The sequence below is a fragment of the Comamonas nitrativorans genome, assembly GCF_042654765.1.
Classification (GTDB): Bacteria; Pseudomonadota; Gammaproteobacteria; order Burkholderiales; family Burkholderiaceae_C; genus Comamonas; species Comamonas nitrativorans.
In genome coordinates this window covers 15,003-34,877 of record NZ_JBHSEW010000016.1, presented here as the reverse complement: position 1 = coordinate 34,877, position 19,875 = coordinate 15,003, and the positions used below count along the sequence as shown (strand labels likewise).

General features: G+C 64.7%; 21 protein-coding genes. 13 read left to right on the top strand and 8 right to left on the bottom strand.

The window, feature by feature from the left end:
• Positions 1–63 precede the first annotated feature (63 nt).
• From dxs to ACFO3A_RS14460, 3 genes are all read left to right on the top strand, one after another.
• Positions 64–1,926 (top strand): 1-deoxy-D-xylulose-5-phosphate synthase, encoded by a 1,863-nt coding sequence (gene dxs / locus ACFO3A_RS14470; protein WP_377727787.1) that lies wholly within the window; start codon positions 64–66, stop codon positions 1,924–1,926.
• 181 nt (positions 1,927–2,107) lie between these two features.
• Positions 2,108–3,190 carry a TRAP transporter substrate-binding protein gene (locus ACFO3A_RS14465; RefSeq protein ID WP_377727784.1) on the top strand — a complete coding sequence of 361 codons (1,083 nt, stop codon included), beginning with the start codon at positions 2,108–2,110 and terminating at the stop codon, positions 3,188–3,190.
• A 198-nt stretch (positions 3,191–3,388) separates the two neighbouring features.
• A complete protein-coding gene (locus ACFO3A_RS14460) occupies positions 3,389–4,468 on the top strand; it encodes a TRAP transporter substrate-binding protein (RefSeq protein WP_377727781.1) in 1,080 nt (359 codons plus the stop codon).
• 86 nt (positions 4,469–4,554) lie between these two features.
• Here ACFO3A_RS14460 and ACFO3A_RS14455 read toward each other — a convergent pair whose 3' ends face one another.
• The gene (locus ACFO3A_RS14455; RefSeq protein WP_377727778.1) at positions 4,555–5,493 is read right to left on the bottom strand and encodes an NAD-dependent epimerase/dehydratase family protein; all 939 of its coding nucleotides are present in this window, start codon (positions 5,491–5,493) and stop codon (positions 4,555–4,557) included.
• A 71-nt stretch (positions 5,494–5,564) separates the two neighbouring features.
• On the opposite strand from ACFO3A_RS14455, the gene ACFO3A_RS14450 reads away from it, so the two are divergent.
• From ACFO3A_RS14450 to ACFO3A_RS14440, 3 genes are all read left to right on the top strand, one after another.
• Complete coding sequence (locus ACFO3A_RS14450) at positions 5,565–5,987, top strand: MerR family transcriptional regulator (RefSeq protein ID WP_377727776.1); 423 nt, start codon at positions 5,565–5,567, stop codon at positions 5,985–5,987.
• Between the two features lie 229 nt (positions 5,988–6,216).
• Positions 6,217–7,212: an acetoacetate decarboxylase (ADC) gene (locus tag ACFO3A_RS14445; RefSeq protein WP_377727773.1), complete on the top strand. Its 996-nt coding sequence runs from the start codon at positions 6,217–6,219 to the stop codon at positions 7,210–7,212.
• A 16-nt stretch (positions 7,213–7,228) separates the two neighbouring features.
• Positions 7,229–8,665 carry a coniferyl aldehyde dehydrogenase gene (locus ACFO3A_RS14440; protein ID WP_377727770.1) on the top strand — a complete coding sequence of 479 codons (1,437 nt, stop codon included), beginning with the start codon at positions 7,229–7,231 and terminating at the stop codon, positions 8,663–8,665.
• Between the two features lie 143 nt (positions 8,666–8,808).
• Here the strand turns inward: ACFO3A_RS14440 and mog are convergent, their stop codons facing one another.
• Together mog and yjgA are read right to left on the bottom strand one after the other, a co-directional pair.
• On the bottom strand, positions 8,809–9,426 hold the full coding sequence (gene mog / locus ACFO3A_RS14435; RefSeq protein ID WP_377727767.1) for a molybdopterin adenylyltransferase: 618 nt from the start codon (positions 9,424–9,426) through the stop codon (positions 8,809–8,811).
• Positions 9,419–10,090, bottom strand: a complete 672-nt coding sequence (gene yjgA, locus ACFO3A_RS14430) for a ribosome biogenesis factor YjgA (protein WP_377727765.1) — start codon at positions 10,088–10,090, stop codon at positions 9,419–9,421. The genes mog and yjgA overlap by 8 nt, the downstream gene beginning before the upstream one ends.
• Before the next feature lie 70 nt (positions 10,091–10,160).
• Between yjgA and pmbA the strand changes: the two genes are divergently transcribed.
• Together pmbA and ACFO3A_RS14420 are read left to right on the top strand one after the other, a co-directional pair.
• The gene (pmbA, locus tag ACFO3A_RS14425) at positions 10,161–11,588 is read left to right on the top strand and encodes a metalloprotease PmbA (RefSeq protein ID WP_377727763.1); all 1,428 of its coding nucleotides are present in this window, start codon (positions 10,161–10,163) and stop codon (positions 11,586–11,588) included.
• The gene (locus ACFO3A_RS14420) at positions 11,588–12,484 is read left to right on the top strand and encodes an EamA family transporter (protein WP_377727837.1); all 897 of its coding nucleotides are present in this window, start codon (positions 11,588–11,590) and stop codon (positions 12,482–12,484) included. Before pmbA ends, ACFO3A_RS14420 begins: the two co-directional genes overlap by 1 nt.
• A gap of 97 nt (positions 12,485–12,581) precedes the next feature.
• Here the strand turns inward: ACFO3A_RS14420 and ACFO3A_RS14415 are convergent, their stop codons facing one another.
• Complete coding sequence (locus tag ACFO3A_RS14415) at positions 12,582–13,028, bottom strand: GatB/YqeY domain-containing protein (RefSeq protein WP_377727761.1); 447 nt, start codon at positions 13,026–13,028, stop codon at positions 12,582–12,584.
• A 129-nt stretch (positions 13,029–13,157) separates the two neighbouring features.
• Positions 13,158–14,075 (bottom strand): LysR family transcriptional regulator ArgP, encoded by a 918-nt coding sequence (locus tag ACFO3A_RS14410; RefSeq protein WP_377727759.1) that lies wholly within the window; start codon positions 14,073–14,075, stop codon positions 13,158–13,160.
• 108 nt (positions 14,076–14,183) lie between these two features.
• Here ACFO3A_RS14410 and ACFO3A_RS14405 point away from each other — a divergent pair, with 108 nt between their 5' ends.
• The 3 genes from ACFO3A_RS14405 (at position 14,184) to ACFO3A_RS14395 (ending at position 15,865) form a co-directional block, all read left to right on the top strand.
• Entirely contained in the window at positions 14,184–14,801 is a 618-nt protein-coding gene (locus ACFO3A_RS14405; protein WP_377727756.1) for a LysE/ArgO family amino acid transporter, read from the top strand.
• Between the two features lie 31 nt (positions 14,802–14,832).
• Positions 14,833–15,459: an FMN-binding negative transcriptional regulator gene (locus ACFO3A_RS14400; RefSeq protein WP_377727753.1), complete on the top strand. Its 627-nt coding sequence runs from the start codon at positions 14,833–14,835 to the stop codon at positions 15,457–15,459.
• A 91-nt stretch (positions 15,460–15,550) separates the two neighbouring features.
• Complete coding sequence (locus tag ACFO3A_RS14395; protein WP_377727750.1) at positions 15,551–15,865, top strand: DMT family transporter; 315 nt, start codon at positions 15,551–15,553, stop codon at positions 15,863–15,865.
• 71 nt (positions 15,866–15,936) lie between these two features.
• On the opposite strand, the gene rpsU is transcribed toward ACFO3A_RS14395, so the two are convergent.
• The 3 genes from rpsU to ACFO3A_RS14380 all read right to left on the bottom strand — a co-directional run bounded on the left by rpsU (position 15,937) and on the right by ACFO3A_RS14380 (position 17,983).
• Positions 15,937–16,149: a 30S ribosomal protein S21 gene (rpsU, locus tag ACFO3A_RS14390; protein WP_377727747.1), complete on the bottom strand. Its 213-nt coding sequence runs from the start codon at positions 16,147–16,149 to the stop codon at positions 15,937–15,939.
• 222 nt (positions 16,150–16,371) lie between these two features.
• Positions 16,372–17,499, bottom strand: coding sequence for an FUSC family protein (locus tag ACFO3A_RS14385; RefSeq protein ID WP_377727744.1), 1,128 nt, complete (start codon positions 17,497–17,499; stop codon positions 16,372–16,374).
• A 4-nt stretch (positions 17,500–17,503) separates the two neighbouring features.
• Positions 17,504–17,983 (bottom strand): MarR family winged helix-turn-helix transcriptional regulator, encoded by a 480-nt coding sequence (locus ACFO3A_RS14380; protein WP_377727742.1) that lies wholly within the window; start codon positions 17,981–17,983, stop codon positions 17,504–17,506.
• A 107-nt stretch (positions 17,984–18,090) separates the two neighbouring features.
• On the opposite strand from ACFO3A_RS14380, the gene ACFO3A_RS14375 reads away from it, so the two are divergent.
• Both ACFO3A_RS14375 and tsaD read left to right on the top strand, forming a co-directional pair.
• On the top strand, positions 18,091–18,690 hold the full coding sequence (locus ACFO3A_RS14375) for a DUF937 domain-containing protein (protein WP_377727740.1): 600 nt from the start codon (positions 18,091–18,093) through the stop codon (positions 18,688–18,690).
• A 139-nt stretch (positions 18,691–18,829) separates the two neighbouring features.
• Positions 18,830–19,873, top strand: coding sequence for a tRNA (adenosine(37)-N6)-threonylcarbamoyltransferase complex transferase subunit TsaD (tsaD, locus tag ACFO3A_RS14370; RefSeq protein WP_377727735.1), 1,044 nt, complete (start codon positions 18,830–18,832; stop codon positions 19,871–19,873).
• The last annotated feature ends 2 nt before the right edge of the window (positions 19,874–19,875 follow it).

The following is a 19,875-nucleotide window of genomic DNA, read 5'->3' as shown; positions in this document are numbered from 1 at the left end:
TCATATAAAGAATAGCTGGGGCCGCTGGCCCCTTGGGCTTTTCAGCCCAGAGAGACTGGATAAATGACTGCCAACGCCTACCCTTTGCTACAAAAGATAAACGACCCCGCCGATCTGCGTGCCATCGCGCGGGGCCAGTTGCCCGCCGTGGCCGACGAGCTGCGGGCCTACGTGCTGGACAGCGTCTCCAAAACCGGCGGGCACCTCAGCTCCAACCTCGGCACCGTGGAGCTGACGGTGGCGCTGCACTACGTCTTCAACACGCCGTACGACCGCATCGTCTGGGACGTGGGCCACCAGACCTACCCGCACAAAATCCTTACCGGCCGGCGCGACCGCATGGGCACGCTGCGCCAGCTGGGCGGCATCTCCGGCTTTCCCCAGCGGGCCGAAAGCGTGTACGACACCTTCGGCACCGCGCATTCCTCCACCAGCATTTCCGCCGCCCTGGGCATGGCGATGGCCGCCAAGCGCAAGGGTGAAAAGCGCCGGGCGATTGCCGTCATCGGCGACGGCGCGATGACCGCCGGCATGGCCTTCGAGGCCATGAACAACGCCGGGGTGCTGGACGGCAACCTGCTCGTCATCCTCAACGACAACGACATGAGCATCAGCCCGCCCGTCGGGGCGCTGAACCGCTATTTGGCGCAGTTGATGAGCGGCCAGTTCTACGCCGCCGCCCGCCACGTCGGCAAGAACGTGCTGAAAAACGTGCCGCCCCTGCTGGAGCTGGCGAAAAAGCTGGAACAGCACGCCAAAGGCATGGTGGTGCCCGCCACGCTGTTCGAGAACTTCGGCTTCAACTACATCGGCCCCATCGACGGGCACGACCTGGATTCGCTCATCCCCACGCTGGAGAACATCCGCCAGCTCGACGGCCCGCAGTTCCTGCACGTCGTCACCAAAAAAGGCCAGGGCTACAAGCTGGCGGAAATCGACCCCATCACCTACCACGGCCCCGGCAAGTTCGATCCGGAGGTTGGCATCGTCAAGCCCGCCACCCCGCCCAAGCCCACCTTCACCCAGGTGTTCGGCCAGTGGCTGTGCGACATGGCGGCGCAGGATGCGCGGCTGGTCGGCGTCACCCCCGCCATGCGCGAAGGCTCGGGCATGGTGGAGTTTCACCAGCGCTTCCCCGAGCGCTATTACGACGTGGGCATTGCCGAGCAGCACGCCGTCACCTTTGCCGCCGGGCTGGCCTGCGAGGGCGTCAAGCCCGTGGTGGCAATCTACTCCACCTTCCTGCAACGCGCCTACGACCAGATGATTCACGACGTGGCCCTGCAAAAGCTGCCGATGGTGCTGGCGCTGGACCGTGCCGGGCTGGTCGGGGCCGATGGCGCCACCCACGCGGGCGCCTACGACATCGCCTTCGTGCGCTGCATCCCGCACATGAGCATGGCCTGCCCTGCCGACGAGCGCGAATGCCGCCAACTGCTCTCCACCGCCTACGAACAAGACCACCCTGTCTGCGTGCGCTACCCGCGCGGCGCCGGCGCAGGCGTGCCGCCGCTGGCCGACCTGGGCAGCCTGCCCTTCGGCAAGGGCGAAATCCGCCGCCAGGGGCAGAACATCGCCATCCTGGCCTTCGGCACCCTGCTGTACCCGGCGCTGCAAGCGGCGGAAAAACTGGATGCCACCGTCGCCAACATGCGCTGGGCCAAGCCGCTGGACACCGAGCTGCTGCTGCAACTGGCCGCCAGCCACGATGCGCTGGTCACGGTCGAAGAGGGCTGTCTGCAAGGCGGCGCAGGCAGCGCCGTGCTGGAAGCGCTGGCGCAGGCCGGCGTGGTCAAGCCCGTGTTGCAACTGGGCCTGCCCGACGTATTCATCGAACACGGCGACCCGGCCAAACTGCTGGCCTTGCAGGGGCTGGATGCGGCGGGGATGGAAAACAGCATCCGCCAGCGATTCATGCCGGTTTGAATGGGAATATCGGGGGTTTTCCCTGACGCTATGCCAGCCATAGCATTTTGTGTGGCCCAGGGCATTCAATAGGGATTGCTTTGATTTCACGCAAGCCCTTGCTGTGGAATACTGCACGCTTGGCTGCGCTGGCACAAAACGCCAGCGCACTTGTGTTGATATTCCAAACCAAGGAGATGCAATGGATCGTCGTTCCCTCATCAAGCAAGCGGGTATTGCCGGTATTTTGGCTGCCGGTGTGGCCCCTGCGGTACACGCCCAGGCGTCGGTGCGCTGGCGCCTGGCTGCCAGCTTTCCCAAATCGCTGGACACCATTTTCGGTAGCGGCGAGAAATTCGCCAAAACCGTCAAAGAGCTGTCGGGCGGCAAGTTCGAGGTGTCGGTACACGCTGCCGGGGAGCTGATGCCCGCTTTCGGCGTGGTGGACGGCATCCAGAACGGCACGGTGGAAATGGCCCTGACGGCCCCTTACTACTTCACCGGCAAGGACTACGTCTTCGCCTTCGGCTGCGCCGTGCCCTTCGGCCTGACCGCCCGCCAGATGGACGCCTGGATGGAGCATGGCGGTGGCCGTCAGCTGATGGACGAGTTCTACGCCGAATACAACATCAAGAGCCAGAGCGCCGGCAACACCGGCACGCAGATGGGCGGCTGGTACCGCAAGGAAATCAAGTCGGTCAAGGACCTGCAGGGGCTGAAGATGCGCCTGGGCGGCGGCCTGTTCGGCGATGCCATGCACAAGCTGGGCGTCGTCTCGCAGAACATGCCCGTGGGCGAGGTCTATCAGGCGCTGGAAAAAGGCACGCTGGATGCGGTGGAGTTCGTCGGCCCCTACGACGACCAGAAGCTGGGCTTCTCCAAAGTCGCTCCCTACTACTACTACCCCGGCTGGTGGGAAGGCGGCGCAGAGCTGGAGTTCTTCATCAACACCAAGGCCTATGCGGCCCTGCCCAAGGAATACCAGGCGATGGTCGATGCGGCCTGCCAGGTCGCCGCACGCGACATGACTGCCAAGTACGACGCCATGAACCCCATCGCCCTGAAAAAGCTGGTTGCCGAGGGCACCAAGCTGCGTTCCTTCCCCAAGGATTTCATGGATGCCGGCTACAAAGCCTCGATGGAAGTATTTGCCGAGAACGAGGCCAAATCGCCCATGTTCAAGAAAATCCACCAGCACATGCGCACCTTCCAGCGCGACCAGCTGCTGTGGGATCGCTACTCCGAATTCCGTTACAACAGCTACATGAGTTCGGTGAAACTGTAAACCGTATTCTTCTGGACAAGATTCTGTCGCCTGTGTGACAGAATTACCGGGGCCTGCCAGACCGTGTCAATACGGGAAAGCAGGCCCCTGTTTTTTTGTCGCAACTTTTTTGAAAAACATTCAAAACTTTTTTCACGGGAGTTGCGGGAAAAGCATTCAGAATGAAAAGGCTTCATTATTTTTTAGGAGACAAAGACCATGGATCGTCGCTCAATGCTGAAAAACGCCGGTGTTGCCGGTATTCTGGCCGCCGGGGCAGCCCCTGCCGTTCACGCACAAGCTGCCTTGCGCTGGCGCATTGCATCGAGCTTCCCGAAATCGCTCGACACCATTTACGGCGCTGCCGACGTGTTTGCCAATGCGGTCAAGCGCATGACCGGTGGCAAGTTCGACGTTACGGTTCACCAGGCGGGTGAATTGATGCCCGCTTTCAACGTGGTCGATGGCGTGCAAAGCGGCACCGTCGAAATCTGCCACACCGCCCCGTACTACTTCTTCGGCAAGAACGAAGTGTTCGCCATCGGCGGTGCGATCCCCTTCGGCATGAACTCGCGCCAGCTGACGGCCTGGATGCTGGAAGGCAACGGCGAAAAGCTGATGAACGAGTTCTACGCCAAGTACAACATTGTCGTCATGCCCGGCGGCAACACCGGCACGCAGATGGGCGGCTGGTTCCGCAAGGAAGTCAAGAGCCTGGACGACCTGAAGGGCCTGAAATTCCGCGCCGGCGGTTTTGCCGGCAAGGTGCTGGAGCGCCTGGGCGTGGTGCCGCAGAACATTCCGGCCGGTGAAATCTACCAATCGCTGGAAAAAGGCACCATCGACGCCGCCGAGTGGATCGGCCCCTACGACGACCTGAAACTGGGCCTGAACAAGGTGGCGCCCTTCTACTACTACCCCGGCTGGTGGGAAGGTTCGCTGCACCTGTCGTTCTACATCAACGACAAGGCATTCAACGGCCTGTCCAACGAGAACAAGGCCATCGTCCGCGCCGCAGCCATGGAAGCCCACGTCACGACCCAGGCCAAGTACGACACCTTCAACCCCGGCGCCTTGAAGCAACTGGTGGCTGCCAAGGCCAAAGTGCTGCCCTTCCCGCAACAGGTGATGGATGCCTCGTTCAAGGCCGCGATGGAGCTGTACAAGGAGCTGGACGCCAGCAACCCCGACTGGAAGAAGATCTACGGCGACTACCGCAACTTCCAGCGTGATCAGGTGCTGTGGTTCCGTTTCGCTGAATCGCGCTTCGACAACTTCATGATGGGCCAGAAGCTGTAAGCAGTTTCTGTCCTCTCAGGCAAAACAGGCAACCAAAGGGTTGCCTGTTTTTTTTATTGCACAGCCCCTGGCCCACACGCCCGTGGTCAGACAGTTTTGCCTTTCGCCTCGGCCAGAATTTGCGCCAGGCCTTCGCGGTAGGTCGTGGGGTGGAATGTCGGGAAGCGTTGCTTGAATTTTGTGCTGTCGAACCGGTTGTCGTGCGCGTAACGCGGCAGCAGTTCGTGCAATTCGCGTACCTGTCTGGAAAACAGGCTGGCGGCGTTCAGCATCCATTTGCCCAACACCTTGTAGGAGGAGCGGGTACCGAACACCGTGTTGGCCAGAGCCACGAACTGCGCATAGTTCAGGCGCTCGTCGTCGCAGGGCAGGTGCCAGGTCTGGCCGTAGGCATCCGGCGTGTTGCCCAGGGCGGCCAGCGCACGGCTGGCATCGGGAGTCCAGATCAGCGTGCGCAGCACATCGTCCCGTACCGGCACACGCGCTGGCTTGCCTGCCAGGAGGTTGTCGATGACCAGCGCGTTGGTGAAGCTCTGCGTCTTGCCCGGCCCGTAGAACTCGGGTGCGCGGCCAATCAGTACGGGGATGTCGCCGCGTGCCATTTCCTCCAGCACCATGGACGCCATCGCCGCACGCACCTTGCCCTTGCGGCCCACGGGGGCGAAGGGCGTGTCCTCGGTCTGCAGCCGATCGTCCTGCGGGTACATGTAGGTGTTGTCGAAGTAGGCGAAGCGGGCGCCCGCCGCGCGGCTGGCGTCCAGGGCGTTCTTCAGCATCGTGGGGAACTGCGCTTCCCACAGCGCCGTATCCGGCGGCAGCCCGGCGGTGAAATACACCACGCTGCTGCCCTTGACCGCCTCGGCCGTCTGCCGTGCGTCGAGCAGGTTGGCGGACACCAGCGCGTCCGTGCCGTTCACCTTGCGCGGGGTACGGCTTACCAGCCGGATGTCGTCGGTGTGGCTGCGCCGCAGTTCACGCGCCAGTTCCACGGCAATCTGCCCGTTCGCGCCCAAGATCGTTTGCATGGAGAGATCCTTTGAAATTTTGCTGGCGCGAGATTAACCTTGAAGCAAGGTTCAATGTCAAACTCCGGGCCATGAAAATCGGAGAACTCGCCCAACGCACCGGCCTGGCCGCCTCGCGCATCCGCTTCTACGAACGGATCGGCCTGCTCAAGGCCGTGGAACGCCAGGCCAACGGCTATCGCAGCTACCCCGCCGACGCGGTGCTGACATTGCAACTGATCACCGCCGGGCAGCGTGCAGGCTTCAGCCTGGACGAGCTGCGCACGCTGCTGCCCAATGGCCTGGCGCAGTGGGAGCATGGCACCCTGATCGACACGCTGCACCGCAAGGTGCAGGACATCGAGGCGCTCCAGGCGCAGTTGGCGCAAAGCAAGGCGCACCTGCTGGAGCTGGTGGCGCAGATCGAGGCCAAGCCTCAGGACATGGACTGCACCGCCAACGCCCGGCGCGTGCTGGCGGAAATGCGGCTGGGCCAGGCGCCTGCCAAGGGGTAAGCTATTTTTGATAGCTGTTAGCGATTTGCAGGCAAGCGCTGGAGACAGTTTTTTTATAAAAAAACTGTCTGGTAGGTGAAGACAGGGGGAGCGGTTTATCCACGGCAAGAAAACCGCTTGACCTTGAAGTTAAGTTGAATCTTATGCTTTGCAAAGGTCGGAAGAGTCGGGTATGCCAACACGGCGCTTTCCGGTTTTTTTCCCTTTGCTTCACTGCCACCACTGCCCCATGAAAAGCACTTCACTGACCGCCGTTCTCGGCCTGTCCCTGGCCCTTGGCACGATGCCCTCGTGGTCTGCCGACGACCATTCCGCACCGTCCCCCGTTGCAACCACCACCATTCAGATCGGTGCGCACGATGTGCCCGTGGTGCAGGGCGGCCTGTACGACCGCTTCCGCTCCAACCCGCCGCTGTCCGTCATCGCCGCCGAGGCGCCGGACGTCGATTTGAGCTGGTTCAAGGGCATCGCCAAGGAGAAGGTGGACATCGGCTTCGAAAGCTGGTCGCCCAACTTCTATTACGAAAACAGCCGGGTGACGGCCATCTTCACCGCCGACCTGGCGCGGCTGCGTGCGCTGATGCCGCCCGAGGTGCTGGCGCAGGTGCAGCCGCTGCAAGTGTGGCCGGGCCGGGGCGTGGTCGCGCTGACCGCGTATGCCTACCACTACTGCGACAACGACAGCTACAACGAGATCGGCCTGTCCGTCGTCACCAACCAGCCGGGTGCGTCGAACTGGGGGCCGCTCTCCCTGCTGGGCCAGTCCCGCGCCGGTGACTTCTGGGGCTATGTGTTGAAGCTGCCCGTCGATACCGAACTGGCGCGGGTGCGCGGCGTGGTGGGCTACAACCTGCCCAAGTGGCTCACGCGCATCGACTACAGCGAAGGCGAAAACAACGTCGTCGTCAATATCTATGACAGCGAAACCCAGGCGCTGGATGTCACGCTGGAAACGCGCAAGCTCGATGTGTCCTCCAGCAAGGAAAACCTGGTGACGACCCGCTTCACCAACATCGACCCGCAAGGGCAACTGACCACCGGCTACAGCACTTCCCGCCAGTTGCGCCACGCCAGCACGTCGGCTGCCGATGCGGTGAAGCTGACGCTGACGGACGGCAGCCTGTCGCGCTTCATCGCGTCGCTGAAACTGGGCAGGATGGTGAAGTACGAATACGTGCCCGACTTCCAGGCCGCCCTGTACGCGCCCCAACCGCTCAAGCCCTGATTGCCGGAGAGACACCATGACGCCTGATGAAGACCGCACCCGCATGGCCGACCTGCTGCACCGCCAGCGCAGCGCCTTTCTGCATGATGGCCCGCCGGGTCTGGCCTTGCGCAAAAGTCGTTTGGCCCGGCTGCGGGCCGCCGTGCTGGCGCACCGCGAGGCGCTCAAGGATGCGGTCAGCGCCGATTTCGGCAACCGCTCGCGCCACGAGACCGACATCATGGAACTGGCCTGCGTCGTTCAGGCCATCGACTACCTGTCCAATCACCTGCGCCGCTTCATGCAGCGCGAGCGCCGCCACGTGCCATTTGTCTATCGCTCGGCACGTGCCTACGTGGAATACCAGCCGCTGGGCGTCGTCGGCGTGATGGCGCCGTGGAACTACCCCGTCTCGCTCACGCTGGTGCCGCTGGCCACTGCGCTGGCGGCGGGCAACCGCGCCATGCTCAAGCCCTCGGAGCTGACCCCGCGCACCAGCGCGGCGCTGCGGCACATGCTGGCCGGGGCTTTTGCGCAGGACGAGGTGGCCGTGGTGCTGGGCGGCCCCGAGGTCGGCGCCGCGTTCAGCGCCCTGCCGTTCGACCACCTGCTGTTCACCGGCAGCACGCAGGTGGGCCGCAAGGTGATGCGGGCCGCCAGCGACAACCTGGTGCCCGTGACCCTGGAGCTGGGCGGCAAAAGCCCCGCCATCGTGGCCCGTGGCCACGTGAATGACCGCACTATGCAGAGCGTGGTGTACGGCAAGCTGTCCAACGCCGGCCAGACCTGCGTGGCGCCGGACTATGCCCTGGTACATCAAGACGATCTGGAGGCATTCATCGCCCGTTACGCCGCCACGGTGCAGCGCTTCTACCCGGATGGCCCGGCCAGCCGCGACTACACCACCATCATCAGCGACCGCCACTACGACCGCCTGCGCGGGCTGGTCGAGGATGCCCGCCGCAACGGCGCCCGTGTGATCGAGGTGGGCGAACGCCCCGCCCACCTGCCCGGGCGCGAGCGCACCCTGGTGCCCACGCTGGTCGTCAACGCGGGCGACGATGCGCTGCTGATGCAGGAGGAAATCTTCGGCCCCATCCTGCCGGTGCGCACCTACGGCGGCATCGACGAAGCCATTGCCTATGTGAACGCGCGGCCCCGCCCCCTGGCGCTCTACTACTTCGGTGCCGAGGACGGCGACTGCGCCCGGCTGCTGGCGCGTACCACCTCGGGCAACGTCGGCATCAACAACACGCTGATGCACGTGGCGCAGGACGATCTGCCTTTTGGCGGCGTGGGGCCGAGCGGCATGGGGGCGTACCACGGCATCGAGGGCTTCCGCGCCATGAGCCATGCCAAGGGCGTTTTCGTGCAGGGCCGCTGGAACCTTCCCGGCCTGCTACACGCGCCGTTCGGCAAACTGGCCGATATGGCGGCTGCGCTGACGCTGGGGCGGACTTCCCGCAAGCCCTGAGAACCTGTTCACGATCTCCGCGCGGGTGTGCTATGGATTAGAAAGCTGCTTGCGCTGGTATCTAAACGATTTCAAAGGTAAATCGTTCTGAAACCTTTGTTTATCCAGCGGAAGCAGCTTTCTTTTCAGATATTCCAGCCCTATCACACCGGCAGCGGGCGCCGTGCGGTTTTCGGGCGGAAGGCGGCGCAGACGGCATCCTGGGTATGGATGTACGGCCCGCCGATCAGGTCGATGCAGTAGGGCACGGCGGCGAAGATGCCGGGCACCAGGCTGTGGCCCTGCGCATCTTTCAGCCCCTCCAGCGTTTCGGCAATCGCCTTGGGCTGGCCCGGCAGGTTGATGATGAGGCATTGGCCGCGCACCACGGCCACCTGGCGCGAGAGGATGGCCGTGGGCACGAAGCGCAGGCTGATCTGGCGCATCTGCTCGCCAAAGCCGGGCAGCTCCTTGTCGGCCACGGCCAGGGTGGCTTCCGGGGTGACGTCGCGCAGCGCCGGGCCGGTGCCGCCGGTGGTCAGCACCAGATGGCAGCCGCCGTCGGCCAGTTCGCGCAGGGTCTGGCTGATGAGGGGCTGCTCGTCCGCAATCAGGCGCGGCACGCAATCCAGCGGGTTGCGGATGGCGCGGGCAAGCCAGTCCTGCAGGGCGGGCAGCCCCTTGTCTTCGTAGACGCCGCTGCTGGCGCGGTCGCTGATGGAGACGATGCCGATGCGCACCCGGTCAAGGGCGGCGCCGGGGGCAATGGTCGGTTCAGTCATTGGCTTCGTCCTCGCCGTCGTCCTGGGCTGGGTCTTCGGCAGCCGCATCGGTGTTCAGGCTGCGGCGCAGCAACTGGAACAGGTCGCGGTAGGCGCGGCCTTTTTTGGCGGGCGGGGCGCCTTCGGCAACGGCGGCCTGGGCCTGATCCTTGCGGGCCTGGCGCACCAGGGCACGCAGGGGCTGCACGTCGGTGCCGGGGTAATGCTCCAGCCAGAGGGTGAGGGCGGCATCGTCGGCAATCAGGCGGTCGCGCCATTGCTCGGCCAGCAGGATTTGCGTCTGCTCCGGGCCGGTGCCGCTGCGCTGCTCGTGCAGGGCGGTGCGGGCGGCGGCGACTTCGCTGTCTTCAAGCTTGCGCATCAGCTTGCCGACGAACTGCAACTGGCGGCGCTTGGCCTCGAAGCTGGTCAGGCGCTGGTACTCGTGCAGGGCATCGAGCAGTTTTTCGGGCAGTTGCAGGCGTTCCAGGGTTTTCGGGTGCAGCTCCAGCAGTTCCTGGCCCAGGGTTTGCAGGGCTTCGCTTTCTTTTTTCTGGTCGGAGCGGGTGCTGTCGTCGGCGTCGCGCAAGCCTTTGAGCTCGGCCTTGAGTTCCAGATCGCGGGCGCTGCCTTCGGCAACAAATTCGCCTTTGACGTAATAGCCTTTTTTCGGTTTGCGTGGCATGAATAAAAGAGAGGGCAATTGCTTGGGCAGCCGGGAGGCGGCTGCGCGGCTGGGTATCATAGCCGCCGCTATGAAAAATCTGCGCCAACGTGATGTAAGAACTGCCGCCGGGCAGGCCGATTCGGGCTTTAGTTACAGCCCGGTTTTTTTTGAAAATCTGGTCGATCTGGCGCTGGCCCACGCCAAGAAACTGGGGGCCACCGATGCCGGGGCCGATGCCTCGGAAGGCTGCGGCCTGAGTGTCAGCGTGCGCAAGGGCGAACTGGAAACGGTGGAGCGCAACCGCGACAAATCCCTGGGCGTGACGGTGTACGTCGGCCAGCGCCGGGGCAATGCCAGCACCTCGGACTTTTCCGAAGCCGCCGTGCAGCAGACCGTGCAGGCGGCGTTCGACATTGCCCGCTTCACGGCGGAAGACCCGGCAGCGGGCCTGCCGGACAAAAAAGACATAGCCCCGCAGAAAACGCACCGCGACCTGGCGCTGTTCCACCCCTGGCTGATCGATGGTCAGCAGATCAGCAGCGAGCAGGCGGCCGAACTGGCGCTGCGCTGCGAGGATGCCGCCCTGAGTCTGCACAAGCGCATCACCAACAGCGAGGGGGCCAGCGTTTCGGCTCAGCAAAGCCACTTCTTCAGCGCCCACACGCGCGGTTTTCGCGGTGGCTATGCCAGTTCGCGGCACAGCCTGTCGGTGGCGCCGATTGCCTCGCTGCCGGGCAAGAACGGCGAGATGCAGCGCGACTTCTGGTACAGCTCCGAGCGCAATGCCGCCGATCTGGCCAGCCCCGAGGTGATTGGCCGCTACGCCGCCGAGCGTGCCCTGTCGCGCCTGGGCAGCCGCAAGCTGGCCACCACCGAATGCCCGGTGCTGTTCGAATCGACCCTGGCGGCGGGCCTGCTGGGCGGCTTCGTGCAGGCCGTCAGCGGCGGGGCGCTGTACCGACGCAGCACCTTCCTGCTCGACAGCCTGGGCCAGCCCATCTTCCCCAAGCACGTGCAGATCGAGGAAGACCCCTTCATCATCGGCGGCAAGGGCAGTTCCCCGTTCGACGACGAAGGCGTGCGTGTGCAGCCGCGCAAGGTGGTCGAGGACGGGCGGGTGCAGGGCTATTTTCTGTCCAGCTATTCGGCTCGCAAGCTGGGGATGCGCACCACGGGCAACGCCGGTGGTTCGCACAACCTGAGCATGACCTCCACCCGGACCAAAAAGGGTGACGATCTGGCCGCCATGCTGCAAAAACTGGGCACCGGCCTGTTCGTGGTCGAGCTGATGGGCCAGGGCGTGAACTACGTCACGGGCGACTATTCGCGCGGCGCGTCGGGCTTCTGGGTGGAGAACGGCGAGATCGCCTTCCCGGTGCAGGAGATCACCATCGCCGGGAACCTGAAGGACATGTACCAGGGCATCGCCGCCATCGGCGCGGATGCCTACACGATGGGGGCCAAGACGGTCGGCTCCATCCTCATCAACCGGATGAAAGTGGCAGGCGGCGCATGATGCGCCAGTCCGACTGGCTGCGGGCGCTGCTGGTCATCGTTATCTGGGGGGTGAACTTCCTGCCCATGAAGTGGGGGCTGGAGCAGCTCTCGCCCCTGCTGCTGTCGGCCATGCGCTTTTGCGTGGCTTCGCTGCCCTTTCTGCTGTTCGTGCGCAAGCCGGCCAACCTCACCTGGGGCGTGTTGGCCGCCTACGGGCTGGTGCAGGGCGTGGGGCAGTTCGGCATGTTGTTCGGCGGGCTGGCGCTGGGGATGCCGGCAGGCATGGCCTCGGTGGTGCTGCAGGCGCAGGCGTTCATCTCGCTGCTGCTGGGGGCGCTGTTTTTGCACGAGCAGCCCCGGCCCTGGCAGTGGATCGGGCTGGTGATTGCCAGCGTGGGCCTGGGCGTCATCGGTGCGGCGCGGGGCGATGGGGCGGGCAGCATGACGCTGATCGGCTTTGTGCTGACCCTGGGGTCGGCGGCGATGTGGTCGCTGGCCAACCTGATCACCCGCCACGCGGCCAGGCAGGGGCCGTATGAGCCACTGCCCTTCCTGGTCTGGTCGAGCATCTTCCCCATCGCGCCGCTGCTGGTGTTGTCGGCGTTGGTGGAAAGCCCCGCGTTCGGCTCGATTCCGGCGCAGTTGCAGGCGGCAGGCTGGCAGGCCGTGGGGTCGGTGGCCTATCTGGCGCTGCTCTCCACCCTGCTGGGCTACGGGCTGTGGACCAAGCTGCTGCAACGCTACACCGTGGGCACGGTGGCCCCGCTGTCGCTGCTGGTGCCGGTGATCGGTATCGTCTCGGCCATGTGGGCGTTTGACGAGCGCCCGGTGCTGCTGCACTGGCTGGGCGCCGCCGGCGTGCTGCTGGGCATGGCGGTCAACCAGTGGGGCGGGCGCTGGGCGAAAAGAGCGTGAAAGATACGAAAAAGAGAGCTTTTTCCGATTGAAAACAAAGGATTTCAGATGATTTCAATGCTGAAATCCTTGTTTTATAAGCGGAAGCAGCTCTTTTTTATTTTGTCAGCGCAGCCTTCACGGCGGCGCTGACCTGGCCCATGTCGGCCTTGCCCGCCAGCTGGGCCTTGACTGCGCCCATCACCTTGCCCATGTCGGCCGGGCCGCTGGCACCCAGCCCGGCCACGATGGCGGCCACGGCGGCGGTGATTTCCTCGGCGTTCATGCGTTCGGGCAGGTAGACCTGCAGCACGGCCATTTCGGCTTTTTCGATGTCGGCCAGGTCCTGGCGGCCTGCGCCTTCGTAGGCGGCGATGCTGTCCTTGCGCTGCTTGATGAGCTTGTCGATGATGGCGACGATGGCTGCGTCGTCCAGCTCGATGCGCTCATCGACTTCCTTTTGCTTCATCGCCGCCTGCAGCAGGCGGATAGTCGAGAGGCGGGGCGCATCCTTGGCCCGCATGGCGGTTTTCATGTCTTCGGTGATCTGGGCTTTGAGGTTCATGGCGGTAATCCTTGGCGAGTCCTGAACAAAGGGTCGGGGCAGGAAATCGGCCAAATCGGTCCAATCGACGATTGCGCCCCGGCAGGGGTGTGGATTGTGCCAAGTCTTTGCCCCTGTCTGCCCGTGCGTTCACGCTGTGGGCAGAGGCTGCAAGGCCGCGCCGGCCGCCCGGCCCAGCGCCATGCCGATGCGCTGCAAGGTGTCCGAGCGAACGGCGGCGTGCTGCCAGTGCAGGGGCACGTCCAGCCAGCGCCCGGGGGCAATGCAGACCACGCGGCCTGCCTGCACGGCCGGTTGCACCAGTGCATCCGGGGCCAGGCACCAGCCCAGGCCCAGCGCCGCCGCATCGACGAAGCCGGTGGCCGTCGGCAGGTAATGGATGGGCGGCGCCAGGCGGGCGCGGGTGATGTGGCGCACGAAGCGCCACTGCAAGGCATCCTTGCGGTTGAAGACGATCATCGGCGCCCGGGCCAGCGTGGCGGCATTCACCCCGGCGGAAAAGTAGCGGGCGGCAAATTCCGGTGCGGCAATGGCCTGGTAGCGCATCGCGCCCAGCGCCTGCACCGCGCAGCCCTGCACGGGCACGCCGTCCGCCGTGACCACGCCCAGGACGGAGCCGTCGCGCAGCAGGTCGAGGGTGTGATCCTGGTCGTCCACCCGCACGTCGAACAGATAGCCGTGCTGCTCGTGCAACTGTGCCAGGGCACCCAGCACCCAGGTGTCCAGCGAATCGCTATTGACCGCAATGGCGATGGGGCGGGCGGCCGCGTCGGGGCGGTGCGGGCTGTGTTCCGGCAGGAAGTCGGCCAGGGCCTCGGTTTCCAGCAACTGCATCGGGCGCACGCGGCGCAGCAGCAACGCCCCGGCAGGCGTGGGGCGGCAGGGCGGCTGGCGTACCACCAGCACCTGCCCCAGCCGGTCTTCCAGCGCCTTGATGCGTTGGGACACGGCGGAGGCGGTCACGCACAGCCGCCGCGCGGCGGCCTCGAAGCTGCCTTCTTCCAGCACGGCGGCAAAGGCGGCGAGTTGGGGGTGTATCAAGTCCATGAACAAGTTCTCAGATTAGTTTTTCTGGATGATATGAAGAATTTTTAGTTTTACTTCATCGTTCAGGCGCTGCACGATACGCGCTTTCTTGAACTGCTGGACACCAGAATGCTTTTTTCCTCTGCCGCTGCCGGGTTCGTCACCAGCGCGGGCCTGATCATCGCCATCGGCGCACAAAACGCCTTCGTGCTGCGCCAGGGCCTGCAGCGCAGCCATGTCGGCCTGGTGGTGGCGGTCTGCATGGTCAGCGACGTGGCGCTGATCGTGTGCGGTGTGGCCGGCATGGGCGCCCTGGTGCTGGCGTGGCCGCAACTGCTGCAAGTGCTGCGCTTTGGCGGTGCGGCGTTTCTGGCGTGGTACGGCCTGCTGGCGGCGCAGCGGGCCTGGCGCGGCTCGGGGGCGCTGGTGGCGGGTCACGGGCAGGCGCAAAGCCGCCGCCGCGTGCTGCTGGCCTGCCTGGCCTTCACCTTCCTCAACCCGCATGTGTATCTGGACACGATGGTGCTGATCGGCAGCCTCTCCACCCGCTACCCCGGCACGGCGCAGTGGGCCTTCGGCCTGGGGGCGTGTCTGGCCAGCGTGGTGTGGTTCTCGGCCCTGGGCTTCGGGGCGCGGCTGCTGCAACCCGTTTTTCGCAATCCCCATGCGTGGCGGGTGCTGGATGGCTGCATTGCCGCCTTTATGCTGGCGCTGTGTCTGCTCTTGCTGCTGCATCCGCTGCAATAAGCCTGTCGAATCACCCCGCTGAATTTTTCGTATGTACCTGCCTGCCCCATTTGCTGAATCCCGCCCCGAAGAACTCCAGCGCATCATGCGCGACCATCCCCTGGCCATGCTGGTAACGCAGCGGCCCGATGGGCTGGAGGCCGACCATCTGCCCTTTCTGTTCGCTGCCGACCAGGGGCCGCTGGGCACCTTGCAGGCCCACGTCGCCCGTGCCAACCCCTTGTGGCAGGCGGTGCGGGACGGTGATGCCGTGCTGGCGGTGTTCCGGGGGACGGATGGCTATATCTCCCCCAACTGGTATCCGAGCAAGCAGGAGACGCACCGCCACGTCCCCACCTGGAATTACGAAGCAGTGCATGCGCATGGCCGCATCTGGGTGCGCGACGACGAAAAGTTTCTGCGTGCCGTCCTGGGCCGCCTGACGCGTGTGCATGAGGCCGACGAATCCCGGCCCTGGCGGATGAGCGATGCGCCTGCGGACTATCTGGCCGAGCTGTTGGCGCAGATCGTCGGTATCGAAATCGAGCTGACCCGCATCGAAGGCAAGCGCAAGCTCAGCCAGAACCGGGACGCCAGGGATTTCGAGAACACGGCGCAAACCCTGGAAAGCCGTGGCCGGCAGGCACTGGCGGTGGCGATGCGCCGGGCCAGGGATTGAGCCATCGGGTACGATTTCCGCCGGGGACGACCCCGGCCTGCGGGCCTATCTATCGTCCGGGACGACCCGGCTCTTTCCGAAGGAGGGCCGTATGGCTTGGATGTATTTGGTGCTGGCCGGTGTGCTGGAGGTGGTTTGGGCGTACACGATGAAGCTTTCGGCAGGCTTCACGCAACTGGGCTATTCGGCCATCACCCTGGTGGCCATGACGGCCAGCTTCGGGCTGCTGGCGGTGGCGATGAAGTCGCTGCCCCTGGGCACGGCATATACCATCTGGACGGGCATCGGCGCAGTGGGCGCATTTGTCGTCGGCATTCTGGTGCTGGGCGAAGCGGCCAGCCCGCTGCGGATTCTGGCGGCGCTGCTCATCGTCGGCGGGTTGGTACTGATGAAGCTGGCATCCTGACCCGGTTGCAATCCGGCAACAAAAAAACCGCACCCGGCGTCCCTGGTGCGGTTTTTTTGTGAGGTCGGTGCTTAGTACAGCTTCTTGGGCAGCTGCATGCTGCGCACGCGCTTGTAGTGGCGTTTCACGGCAGCGGCCTTCTTGCGCTTGCGCTCGGCGGTGGGCTTTTCGTAGAACTCGCGGGCACGCAGTTCGGTCAGCAGGCCCAGCTTTTCGATGGTGCGCTTAAAGCGGCGCAGCGCTACTTCATAGGGTTCGTTTTCTTTGACGCGGATGGTAGTCATTCAATTTCCAGATATATCTGTGCTGCCAGAGGGATTGCAGGAAGATCGGGCCTGCAAGCCGTGGGTCAGCGGTTGTTCCCCGCCTGAAACTAGTATTGGCACGGCGGGGGATTGCCAGCAAAGCGCGAGATTATAAGAAATTTTTCCGCGCTTGGCAGCATTGTTTATCCAAAGCGGAAAGGCTCACCGCTATCACGCCATGGGAATCGATGGGATGGCACTTCACGGTGTCTGCCGATGGTGGCGGGCCAGGTCGATGCGCTCCTGCACCGATGAAAACGCCAGGGTCAGCACCGTGCCGACGCCTGCACCCAGGGCGGTGTCGAGGATGCGGGTCAGGGCCATGTCGGCGGCTTCGCCGGGGACGGCCAAAGTGGTCATCAGGAGTGCCATGGGGGTGACGAAAATCTGCCCCAGGGCGTAATTCATGCCAATCGTCATTTCGGTGCAAATCTGTAGCACGGCCACGGCCAGCAGCAAAGTCCAGAACGAAGGGGCTGCGGACAGAAAGGCCCAGGCGATGGCCGCGCCCACCAGCGTGCCCAGCGTGCGTTGCCAGGCGCGGTGGATGGTGCCGGGCAGGTGCGCCCCTTGCTGCACGGCCACGGCACCGATGGCGGCCCATGCCGGGTGGGGCCAACCTGCGGCATACGCCAGGCCGGACGCCAATGCGGCACACAGGGCGACGCGGAGGGCCTGTCGGGGCGCGTAACCGGGGGAGGGGGCTGCCACCACGCGGTGCTGCAGAGCCTCGGTGGGGGATGTTGGCAGGTCGCTGACATCACGCAGGTGATCGGTCAGCAGGCACAGCACCCAGGCGACGACGACCCCCAGTGCGGTGGCGGCGCAGCGTTCCAGCAGCAATTGCAGGCTGGCCACCGGGCTGAGGGCGGCACTGGCGGCAAAAATGAAAATCACCGCGCCCGGAACACCGGTTTGCAGGCGGTGCGCCAGGGCGGCGATGACCCCCGTGATGGCGGCCAGCACCAGCAGCAGGGCCAGGGGCGGCAGGCCCAGCCAGGACAGCCAGGACAGCACCACGACCGGCCCGAGCAGGAGGGCACCGGCGATCAGCACGATGCGTCGGCGCTGCACGACCGTGGCGGAGCGTCCGAACAGCGCCGCCAGCGCTCCCAGACAGGCAAACCCGAGGACGTGCTGCCAGGGGGAGGGATGCAGGGCGGCCGCGATCAGCACCACTGCCAGGGCCACCTGGGCTCCGGCAATGGTGGCGTTGCGCAGGGAGGGCGGCCGGTGGATGGTGGTCAGGCTCTCCCGTAGCCGGGCCGGAGCCAGCAGCAGGCGCAGGGCCAGGCGGTAGGACGCCGCGCGTCGCGGGGATCGGGCCATGGGGTCAGCCTTTCGGCTGGGCGGCGGCAATCCGCGCCTCGATGCGGTCAAAGGCCTGCAGCATCCATTGCGCAGCCTGGGGCTCCAGATCGACGAGCAAGGCGTCTTCGATGGCGGTCAGGCGCTGGCGTACTTCGGTGGCGGTCTGGCGGCCTTGCGGGGTCAGGTAGATCAGTTTGATCCGCCGGTCGCTGGCGTGTGCCTGGCGTTCGATCAGCCCCTGGGCGACCAGCATGTCCAGCAGGCGCACCAGGCTGGAGCCTTCCAGCCCGATGGCGGCAGCCAGCTCGGTTTGCGACAGGCCGTCGCCCAGGCGCAGCAAGTGCATCAGCGGCGTCCAGGCAGCGTCGCTCAAGCCGTTGGTGGCCAATTGCGTGTCCAGTGTTTTACGCCAGCGCCGGCCCAGGCCGACCAGGCGCACGCCCAGCAGGCGTTTGGGGTCGGCGTAGGCGGCAGGGGGGATGGTTGGAATGGTTTTGTGCATCAATAAATTATATTGAAATGGTTTGAATGCAAATCATCAGGGGGTTCATACCCCCGTGCCTTTTGCTGCATACTGCCTGCCCTCACGATAACCAACAGGTGACGGATATGAATTTGAGTGAAGAACTCCTGGCGCAACTGCAAGGTGCCCCCCTGCAACAGATGGCACAGCAATTGGGTGCAGGCACCGACCAGGTGCAAAGTGCCCTCGGGCAGGCCCTGCCGGTGCTGTTTGGCGCGTTGGGGCAAAACGCGGCCCAGCCCCAGGGCGCGGCCGATTTGCTGGGCGCTTTGCTCAAAGACCATGGCGGCAGTGGCGCCCAGGGCCTGGGTGGCTTGCTCGGCGGACTGCTGGGCGCAGGCCGTGGCGGCAATGACGGGGCCGCGATTCTGGGGCACATGCTCGGCGGCGCCCGCAGCCAGGTGGAAAGCCAGCTGGGCCAGGCCTCGGGCCTGGGCGACAAGATCGGCCCGTTGCTGGCCATGGTGGCTCCGCTGGTGATGCAGTTCCTGAGCCAGCGTGCCCAGGGGGGCCATCTGGATGCCGGCGGCCTGGGTCAATTGCTCGGGCAGGAAAAGGCCAGCGTGCAGCAGCAGGGCGGTCTGGCCGGGGGGCTGCTGGGCAGCCTGCTCGACCAGAACGGCGACGGCAAGCTCGATGCCGGTGATCTGTTCAAGCTGGGGGCCAGCTTGCTGGGCAAACGTTGATGCTATGAATATAAAAGCTTTTTCCGCTGATGAATAAAGTATTTCGGATGGAAAATCATCTGAAAACGTTGTTTTATCAGCGGTAAGAGCTATTTTTTTTATTTCTCTCTCCTTCTGACACACCCTAAACTCACGCCCCATGCAATTGATCCTGGGTATTGAATCTTCCTGCGACGAAACCGGCGTGGCCCTGGTGCGCCTGCCTGCCGATGGCAGCCTGCCGCAACTGCTGGCCCATGGCCTGCACAGCCAGATTGCCATGCACCGTGCTTACGGCGGTGTGGTGCCGGAACTGGCCAGCCGCGACCATATCCGCCGGGTGCTGCCCTTGACCCGACAGGTGCTGGAGGATGCCGGCGCTGCCTTGCCCGATATCGACGTGGTGGCCTTTACCCGTGGCCCCGGTCTGGCCGGGGCGCTGCTGGTGGGGGCCGGGGCCGCCTGTGCCTTGGGTGCAGCGCTGGGCAAGCCGGTGCTGGGCATCCACCATCTGGAGGGGCATTTGCTTTCGCCCTTTCTGAGCAGCGATGCGCCGCAGTTTCCGTTTGTGGCGCTGCTGGTGTCGGGCGGGCATACCCAGCTCATGCGCGTCGATGGCGTGGGGCAGTACGCCATTCTGGGTGAAACCATCGACGATGCCGCTGGCGAAGCATTCGACAAATCGGCCAAATTGCTGGGCCTGCCTTATCCCGGCGGGCCGGAGCTGGCCCGGCTGGCGCAGGACGGCAACCCCCAGGCGTTCAAGCTGCCGCGTCCGCTGCTGCACAGCGGCGATCTGGATTTTTCTTTTGCCGGGCTGAAAACGGCGGTGCTGACCCAGGCGAAAAAACTGGGCGGCGACCTGGCGGCACACAAGGCCGATCTGGCCGCCAGCACCCAGGCGGCGATCGTGGAGGTGCTGGTCAAGAAAACGCTCAAGGCCGTGCAGCAGACCGGGATGCAGCGCCTGGTGGTGGCTGGCGGCGTCGGGGCCAACCGCCTGCTGCGCGAACAGTTGAACCAGACCTGCATCCAGCGGGGCATCCGCGTGCATTACCCGGAGCTGCATCTGTGTACCGACAACGGCGCCATGATCGCCATGGCGGCGGCCATGCGCCTGCAAAGCGGGCAGCAGCAGGCCGATTGCAGCTACGCTTTTGATGTCAAGCCGCGCTGGCCGCTGGACAGCATCTGCGCCGCCTGAAT